The following is a 9118-nucleotide window of genomic DNA, read 5'->3' as shown; positions in this document are numbered from 1 at the left end:
AACGTCAAGTATAGTATTTAATTTGTTTGACAAGATTGAGCGATTCAACCAAACCGCACGTCAAGGAGCACGACATGGCACCTATTACCAACACCCGCACCAATGCTAGCCCAAGCTTTGATTGGGAAGATCCGTTTTTACTTCGTGATCAGTTAACTGACGAAGAGCGCATGGTCACTGACAGCGCGCGTCAGTTTTTTCAAAAAGAGCTGATGCCTGGCATCCTAGAGGCCAATCGCAATGAGAACTTTGATCGCAATATTATGCGTCAAATGGGTGAAATGGGACTGCTTGGCGTAACGATCGAAGGATATGGCTGTGCAGGATTATCTAGCGTCGCTTATGGCTTAATCGCTAAAGAGATCGAAGCGGTAGATTCAGGATATCGCTCAGCGATGAGTGTCCAGTCAAGTCTTGTGATGCATCCGATACATGAGTACGGTACCGAAGAGCAAAGAGAAAAGTATCTGCCAAAGCTGGCCTCAGGTGAGTATGTCGGCTGCTTTGGTCTAACAGAGCCTGATTCAGGCTCAGATCCTGCTTCTATGTCGACGCGTGCACGCGCTGTTGATGGCGGTTATGAGCTCACTGGTAGCAAGATGTGGATCACCAATAGTCCTATTGCTGATGTATTTGTCGTCTGGGCAAAAGATGACGAAGAAAAGATTCGCGGCTTTATCTTAGATAAGGGTATGAAAGGTCTATCAGCGCCGAAGATTGAAGGCAAATTCTCCCTGCGTGCGTCTATCACCGGTGAGATCGTCATGGACAAAGTATTCGTCCCAGAAGCCAACGCCTTCCCAGATATTCGCGGCTTAAGCGGTCCCTTTGGCTGCTTGAATAAAGCGCGTTACGGTATCGCATGGGGTTCTATGGGCGCAGCTGATTTTTGCTGGAAAGCGGCGCGTCAATACACCCTTGATCGTAAGCAATTCGGTCGTCCATTAGCGGCGACGCAATTGGTGCAATTGAAGCTTGCTAACATGCAAACAGAGATTGCGCTTGGTTTGCAAGCCGCTCTACGTGTCGGCCGCTTGATGGATGAGCACAACGCCGCGCCTGAGATGATATCACTCATTAAACGTAACAACTGCGGCAAAGCGCTTGATATCGCCCGCGTTGCCCGTGATATGCATGGTGGTAACGGTATCTCTGATGAGTATCATATCATTCGTCACGTGATGAACTTAGAAGCGGTCAATACCTATGAGGGTACGCATGATATTCATGCACTGATCCTAGGCCGTGCACAGACGGGTATTCAAGCTTTTTTTTAATACACTAAAAAGCACGATTTAAAAATAATGACGCACGTTACTGTTTGGCTACTCAAGGCTTAATGGTCGCGTGCGTTTTTTAGTTTTATTTAATTATTCGAAAACAGCACCGCAGAACGTTTCGAGATAAGGAGACTATTATGGATGATATATATATAAAAGATGCCAAGGTTCAAAATAATAACGATACGATTAACAAGGATAATCAAGGCGCCTTACAAGGGATAAAGGTCTTAGATTTATCCAGAGTGCTCGCAGGGCCATCTTGTACGCAGGTTCTCGCAGATCTGGGCTGCGAGGTGATTAAGATTGAGCGTCCAGATATTGGTGACGAGACTCGGCACTGGGCGCCGCCTGCCTTTAGCGATGGCACTTCTGCGTACTATGCAACTATCAATCGCAATAAAAAATCACTCACTGTCGATATTACAACTAAAGCGGGTCAAGAGATTATCAGACAGCTCATTAGCGATAGCGATATCGTCGTCGAAAACTTTAAAGTCGGCGGGCTCAAAAAGTATGGCTTAGATTACGACAGCCTCAAGGAGCAACACCCGCGTTTGATCTACGCCTCATTGACAGGCTTTGGGCAGACGGGTCCTGATGCTAAGCGCCCAGGTTACGACTATATTATTCAAGGTCAATCAGGACTGATGAGCATCACAGGACCTAGTGATGGTCAGCCGCACAAGGTTGGCGTGGCCGTCGTTGATTTGTTTGCAGGCTTGCAGCTGACTATCGGTATTCAAGCCGCGCTCATAGCACGCCAGCGGACAGGTCGCGGTCAGCACGTTGATGTGGCGCTACTCGACAGCGCCCTTGCTATGCTTGCCAATGTCGGCATGAATCATCTAGCATCAGGCGAAGTGCCGCCAAGACTTGGCAACCAGCATCCCAATATTGTCCCTTATCAAGTGTTCGCAGGCGAGAGCGATCAGCACTTTATCTTAGCGTGTGGTAATGATAGCCAATTTGCCAAGCTATGTGAGCTTATGGATATGGACTGGCATACCGATAGCCGTTTTACCACTAATCCCGCTCGCGTCAAAAACCGCAAGGTATTATGTGACGAGCTGGTAGTTAAGTTCGCAGAAAAGCCACGTGATTATTGGTTAGATGCCTTAAATCAAGCAGGCATACCCTGTGGTCCGATTAACAACGTTAGTGAAGCGCTAGCTACGCCGCAAGCACAGGCGCGCGGTATGATTGTCGATTTTGCAGCGCAGGGCAGTCCCGTACGAGCGCTGGGCAATCCGATTAAATTATCCGAGTCGCCCGTCAGTTATCGTACGCCGCCGCCGCGTTTGAGCGAGCATACCGATAGTACGCTTGCTGATTTGGGTTATGACACCGACACTATCGCTAAGCTGCGCGCCGATGGAATTGTATAAACAATGAATTTTAGACAAAGGAATGCTTAGTATGAAAAATAAAATGAAAATATACAGCCACGACAATCTCAGTCTGCACCGGCCACTGCCGTATTATTCTTATGGCAAAATGCATGAGCCTTTAGAGATACCAGAGCGTATGACCGAGCTACTCAAAGCGCCAAAAGCGCTGGGACTAAGCGTAACCACTGCTAGAGATTTAGGCATGACGCCGATACTCGCGGTACATGATTTTGGTTATGTTGAGTTCCTCAAAAACGGCTATAGCGAGTGGATGGCAGTAGAGGAGGATTTAGGGCCGCAAGTACAGACAGGGATATTTGTGCCTTATGATAATCCTGGTTTGGGTATCATGGCTAAGGCTGCTAAGTACCAAGCTGATGATAGTGCGCCTATTAGCGAGCATTCGTGGACGTCTATCTACTGGTCGGCGCAAACCGCGTTGACAGCAGCTGATGCGCTACTAAGCGATGATAGCGGTGACAGTGACATGCAGTTGTGCTTCTCACGTCCGCCCGGTCATCACGCGCGTAAAAGCGCTGCTGGTGGATTTTGTTATCTAAATAACGCTGCCATCATCGCCGAACATCTGCGCCAAAAGTACTCAAAGATAGCCATCATCGACACCGACATGCATCATGGTCAGGGTATCCAAGAGATATTTTATGATCGCAGCGATGTGCTTTATACCTCAGTACATGGCAGTCCGATCAACTTTTATCCTGCGATTACTGGGCACGAGTTTGAGAGAGGTAGAGGCGCGGGCACAGGCTACAACATCAACTTTCCGATGCCGCACGGTACTGATGAGGCAGGCTTTTTTGACTATGTTGATCAGTCTATTGCAGCGGTAGAACTTTTCAATCCTGACGTTATCGTACACGTATTGGGCTTTGATGTTTACAAAGACGATCCAGAAGCAAGGTGTTCAGTCAGCACTGAGGGTTTCAAAATCTTGGCACAAAAGATGATGGCGCTAAATAAGCCTATCATCGTCTTGGTCGAGGGCGGTTATTATATTCAAAAGCTGGATGATAATCTAAATGCGTTCTTATCAGGGTTAATAGAAAGCCGCGCGAGTGATTAAAAAAGGTTGTTAACCATTTGCTAATACCTGTTCACCATTGATTATTAGCGATTAGGCAAAAAGCCCAAGCGCTGCTCGATCTGCTCGGCTAGTCCAATTAATACGGCGCTGACCTCTTCGCGTTTGGCGTCGTACTCCACTTGTAAAAAGCTCACTGCCATGCCTGCGACCGCGTTGCCTGCCGCGTTACGTATGTACGTCCCTAAGCAGTACATGCCATCACGCAGCTGACCGTCATCCAAAGAGATCCGGCTACTATGAATGGCGGTGAACTCATCGGACAACCGAGCAAAGTTATCGACGCTATTAGGAGTAATGGCCTTTGGTAAACCGTCTTCATAGAGCGACTTGACTTGATGCATAGGCAAGGTTGAGAGCATGGCTTTGCCTGTTGCCGAGAATACCGCTGGCACTCGTACGCCTGCGCGAAAGGTAAAGCCCAGCGGCGCTGGCGCTTCATGACAGGCCAAAAACACCACCTCACTCATATCAAGTTTCGATAAAGTCACCGTATGCTGAAGCAGTATTGGATAGTGCATGATCAAGTCTTTAAAAAGCTGGATGATACCTTGCTGCTGCTCGTATTTACCAGCCCAATACAAAAGGTATGACCCCAGATGAAAGCGATTGTCTGCGTCTTTATAGATGACGTGCTTGGCTAGCAAGCTTTGCAAAATATTATGAGTTGAGCTGCGCGGCAGGCTTAATTCTTTGGCAATATGAGCGGCGCTCAAGGGCTGGGTGCTTGCGGTAATCAAATCTAGTATCTGAAAGGTTTTATCTAATGCAGGGACGGCAATCGTGCTCATAAGTGACCTATAAATAAAGGTAAATAATAACAAGTAGAATTAAATGATAATAAAGGGTTATCAATAAAGCTTTTCGAGCAAACATTTATGTGGCAACGAAAGTGGTAATAGGGGTTGCAAAAGTTATCCTATCGTTCCTATAATGATGTCTCATATATAGAATAGTTGTTCAGTATATTGAACAATAAAAGTCTTAGCAATCACTAATTATGACTATAAGTACTCTATAACATTCAATACAAGTTTTAAAAAAAATAAGTTTTTGAATATAGTTTGCTAGTCATCACATTTATCATTAACAGGGAGCGTTACTATGTCAGATACTTCATTTTCGTTATCGAATCCAGAGCTACTCAAACAACAGTGCTTAATCAAAGACGGCTGGCATGCGGCAAGTGATGCTGAGACGATCGACGTTACGAACCCTTTTAATGGTAATGTCATCGGTCATGTGCCAAGTCTGACGAGCGAGGACGTCAATGCAGCGGTTGAATATGCTCATAAGGCACAAGTAGAGTGGGCAGCCAAAACCCCGCAAGAGCGTTTTGATCTATTGCAAAGATGGGCAGACCTCATCGATGATAACAAAGAAGATCTTGCGATCTTGATGACCGCTGAACAAGGCAAGCCGCTCACTGAGTCGCGCGGCGAGATCGGCTATGCTAATAGCTTTATCCGCTGGTTCGCTGAGGAAGGCAAGCGCGTCTATGGCGATGTCATTCCAGCCACCAAAACATCACTGCGTTACGTTGTTCTCAAGCAGCCCGTTGGTGTGTGCGCAGCGATCACCCCTTGGAACTTTCCAGCGGCGATGATCACTCGTAAAGCTGCGCCTGCTTTAGCTGCGGGCTGCACTATGATTATCAAACCTGCAACCGAAACCCCATTTTCAGCATTAGCGCTAGGCGTCTTGGCAGAGCAAGCTGGTATTCCTGCAGGCGTCATTCAAGTGGTCACGGGCAAATCATCGGTCATCGGTAACATTCTAACAGGGGACGCCCGTATTCATAAGCTCTCATTCACAGGCTCAACCGAGGTCGGTCGTACTTTGATGGCTCAGTGTGCGCCTACTATCAAAAAGCTCTCACTAGAGCTAGGCGGTAACGCGCCATTTATCGTCTTTGATGATGCCGATTTAGAAAAGGCGGCTGATGGTCTTATCGCCTCCAAATTCCGTAACGCCGGTCAAACCTGTGTCTGCGCCAATCGCGTTTATGTACAAGATAGCATTAAAGACAAATTCTTAGAGGTCTTTGTCAAAAAGGTCGCTGAGCTTAACGTCGGGGATGGCATGAGCGAAGGCGTTGATATTGGGCCACTAATCAACAAAAAAGCACTAGAGAAAGTCCAAGCGCTACTCAAGGACGCTTTGGACAAAGGCGCGACGCTTATCACAGGCGGTAGCACCAATGAGGCATCAAGGCTAAGCTATAACCCAACTGTGGTCACCGATCTAAACACGGACATGGATATCGCTACCGAGGAGATCTTCGGCCCCATCGCTACTATTTTTACCTTTAGTGATGAGAGCGAAGCTATACGCTTGGCCAATGACACTATCTACGGCTTAGCTGCTTATTTTTATAGCTCAGATTTTGCCCGTGCATGGCGCGTCACCGAAGGTCTAGAGTACGGCATCGTCGGTCACAATACGGGTCTAATCTCCACAGAAGTCGCGCCCTTTGGCGGCGTCAAACAGTCAGGCTTTGGCCGTGAAGGCTCAAAATACGGTATCGATGAGTACGTCGTTACCAAATACTGGTGCTCTGATGTTAGCTAGTACCAGCTTGACAGCATATAAAAACGCTAAGAGCGAAAAGTTAAAACCATAAAATCTAATGAGTGCTAATAAAAGGACAAGTCTCATGACCACGACTACTAATATGACTAATAAAGATATACTTGCACGCCGCAAAGCGGTTTTGCCAACTGGACTTGGCGTCGCCTTTCCTGTGTTTGCCGCGCGTGCCAAAAACGCTGAAGTTTGGGATGTAGAAGACAATCGCTATATCGATTTTGTCGGCGGTATCTCAGTACTAAACACAGGTCACAGCCATCCAAAGATTACCCAGCGCGTCCATGAGCAGGTCGATAAATTCACCCATACTGCCGCGCAAATGATCAACTACGAGATCTATGTCGATCTCGCCGAAAAGTTATGCGAAAAAGCACCGATTAGCGGTGAAAAGCGCGCGTTCTTTTTGACGACTGGTGCAGAAGCGGTTGAGAACTGTATCAAGATTGCTCGCGCTAAAACAGGTCGTCCAGGGGTTATCTCATTCGTCGGCGGCTGGCATGGTCGTACGCTAATGTGCATGAGCCTGACGGGTAAAGTCATCCCTTACAAAAAGAATTTTGGTCCAATGCCAGGTCCTGTGTTTCATGCACTGTTTCCAGCAGAAGAGCTTAACGTCACAGAAGAGCAAGCACTGCATAGCTTAGATATGATCTTTCAAGCTGATATCGATCCTACTGAAGTGGCGGCAATGATCATTGAGCCGGTACAGGGCGAGGGCGGTTTTCACCAAGTGACGCCATCCTTTGCCAAAGCATTGCGAGCTATCTGTGATGAGTACGGCATCGTGTTGATTTTTGATGAGGTACAGTGCGGCTTTGCCAGAACGGGTACTTTATTTGCCACCGAGCAGCTAGGTGTTGAGCCTGATCTGATGACTAGCGCCAAGAGTTTGGCAGGCGGTTACCCCATATCAGCCGTCATAGGACGCGCGGACATCATGAATGCCCCGCAAATTGGCGGTCTTGGTGGTACTTATGCAGGTAACCCTATCGCTGTCGCGGCAGCATTGGCGGTACTTGAGGTCATCGAAGAGGAAAACCTACTTGAGCGTAGTATCCAAATCGGTGACAAGATAGCGGCTTATGTCAAGGGTTTGAACCTAAGTAGTATTGGTCATATTCGCCACAAAGGCGCGATGCTTGCCTTTGAGCTGATCGATAGTGACGGCAAACCTGATGCTGAAGCGACTGCCACTCTAAAAGCCAAAGCGTTTGAGCATGGCTTATTACTCGCCTCTTGTGGTATGCATGGCAATGCGATTCGCGTGATGGTGCCGCTCACCGTTGAAGATGAGGTCTTGCAAGAAGGACTCGACATTATTGGTAATATTTTAAAATCTTAATATATAAATATAACAAATTACGTTATATTAGTTAATATATGTTGACCAATAATTAAGATAACCGCTTGCAGTATCTGATTTGCGATTCAAGGTTGCTTTTAGGATTGATGTCCTAGTACTAAACTTAGCAAAAGCGCCTTGCACGATAAGGCGCTTTTATTTTTGTGAAAAGCAAGATTCATAAGCAGTAATGAAAAACAGTTAACACAAAAGACATATCGAGAGTACGCCAGCACACGCTGTCGTTTTATTATCAAGGATGACATACGGACAAGGAGCACACTATGTCTGCAATGAAAAAATCGCTAGGGGTGGTCGATATTATCGCCCTAGCATTCGGGGCCATGGTCGGTTGGGGCTGGGTCGTTTTAGCCAGCGGCTGGGTGGTTTCAGCAGGGACTTGGGGCGCGATTACTGCGTTTTTGATCGGTGGTATTGCGGTCGTCATGATCGGAGTCACTTATGCCGAGCTATGCTCCTCCATGCCGATTACAGGCGGGGAGCATACGTATACGCATAGGGCACTTGGGGTCAACGTCTCCTTTATTTGCTCATGGAGTATGCTCTTTGGCTATTTATCGGTCGTCGCCTTTGAAGCGGTGGCGCTACCGACGGTCGTAGAATACCTCATACCCAATTATAATCAGGGTTATCTGTGGAATGTGGCAGGTTGGGATGTTTATGCGACGTGGGCAGGTGTCGGTATGGCAGGCTCTATTTTAGTCACATGGCTCAATACGCGTGGTCTAGAGGTGAGTGCTTGGTTCCAAAAGACCGCCGTAGCAGGTATTTTGATCGTTGGTGTGTTATTGTTCATTGGCGCAGTGTTGTTTACGCCTGAGAATAGTACTGCTCAATTGTCACCTGCGTTTGTTGGTGGTATTGGCGGTATTATGGCAGTTATTGTCATGGTACCCTTTATGTTTGTGGGTTTTGACGTCATCCCGCAGGCTGCAGAAGAGATGGACTTAACTCGTCCTAACATTGGTAAATTCTTGATTGTCTCCTTGATCGTTGCGGTCATTTGGTATATCGCTGTTATTTGGAGCGTGGGCGTCACCTTGCCATTAGCGCTAGCTGAAACCTCTACGTTAGGTACCGCTGATGCGATGGAAACGGCATGGAGTGGTAAATGGGCTGGAGTGTTATTGGTCATCGGCGGCGTACTGGGTATCATGTCAAGCTGGAACGCCTTCTTGATCGGGGGTAGTCGCCTGCTTTATGCGATGTCAAAAACACACATGCTCCCTGCGTTTTTGGGTAAACTGCACCCTAAGCATAACACTCCTATCAATGCGATCTTGTTGATTGGTGGACTTGCAACACTTGCGCCGCTATTTGGTCGCAAAATGCTGGTTTGGATTGTGACCGCAGGTGGTTTTGGCGTTGTCATTGCCTACACCTTAGTCGCCTT

7 protein-coding genes are annotated in these 9118 nt (G+C 47.4%); 6 read left to right on the top strand and 1 reads right to left on the bottom strand.

Annotated features, from left to right (window positions below):
• Window positions 1–74 precede the first annotated feature (74 nt).
• The 3 genes from ACTXGO_RS06930 (at window position 75) to ACTXGO_RS06920 (ending at window position 3755) form a co-directional block, all read left to right on the top strand.
• Window positions 75–1277, top strand: coding sequence for an acyl-CoA dehydrogenase (locus ACTXGO_RS06930; protein WP_443573815.1), 1203 nt, complete (start codon window positions 75–77; stop codon window positions 1275–1277).
• Window positions 1278–1417: 140 nt separating this feature from the next.
• A complete protein-coding gene (locus ACTXGO_RS06925; RefSeq protein ID WP_435949240.1) occupies window positions 1418–2668 on the top strand; it encodes a CaiB/BaiF CoA transferase family protein in 1251 nt (416 codons plus the stop codon).
• Window positions 2669–2699: 31 nt separating this feature from the next.
• Window positions 2700–3755 carry a histone deacetylase family protein gene (locus ACTXGO_RS06920; protein WP_435949239.1) on the top strand — a complete coding sequence of 352 codons (1056 nt, stop codon included), beginning with the start codon at window positions 2700–2702 and terminating at the stop codon, window positions 3753–3755.
• A 44-nt stretch (window positions 3756–3799) separates the two neighbouring features.
• Here the strand turns inward: ACTXGO_RS06920 and ACTXGO_RS06915 are convergent, their stop codons facing one another.
• Window positions 3800–4564 carry an IclR family transcriptional regulator gene (locus tag ACTXGO_RS06915; protein ID WP_443573813.1) on the bottom strand — a complete coding sequence of 255 codons (765 nt, stop codon included), beginning with the start codon at window positions 4562–4564 and terminating at the stop codon, window positions 3800–3802.
• 313 nt (window positions 4565–4877) lie between these two features.
• On the opposite strand from ACTXGO_RS06915, the gene ACTXGO_RS06910 reads away from it, so the two are divergent.
• The 3 genes from ACTXGO_RS06910 to ACTXGO_RS06900 all read left to right on the top strand — a co-directional run.
• On the top strand, window positions 4878–6344 hold the full coding sequence (locus tag ACTXGO_RS06910; protein WP_435949238.1) for an NAD-dependent succinate-semialdehyde dehydrogenase: 1467 nt from the start codon (window positions 4878–4880) through the stop codon (window positions 6342–6344).
• 103 nt (window positions 6345–6447) lie between these two features.
• Window positions 6448–7704 carry a 4-aminobutyrate--2-oxoglutarate transaminase gene (gene gabT, locus ACTXGO_RS06905; protein ID WP_317198784.1) on the top strand — a complete coding sequence of 419 codons (1257 nt, stop codon included), beginning with the start codon at window positions 6448–6450 and terminating at the stop codon, window positions 7702–7704.
• Between the two features lie 284 nt (window positions 7705–7988).
• Window positions 7989–9118 (top strand): APC family permease (locus tag ACTXGO_RS06900; protein WP_443573810.1); only part of this gene is annotated, 1130 nt, incomplete at its 3' end.

Source organism: Psychrobacter sp. T6-1, assembly GCF_052258445.1.
The sequence above is the reverse complement of the archived record's forward strand: the minus strand, read 5'-3'. Positions and strand labels throughout refer to the sequence as shown.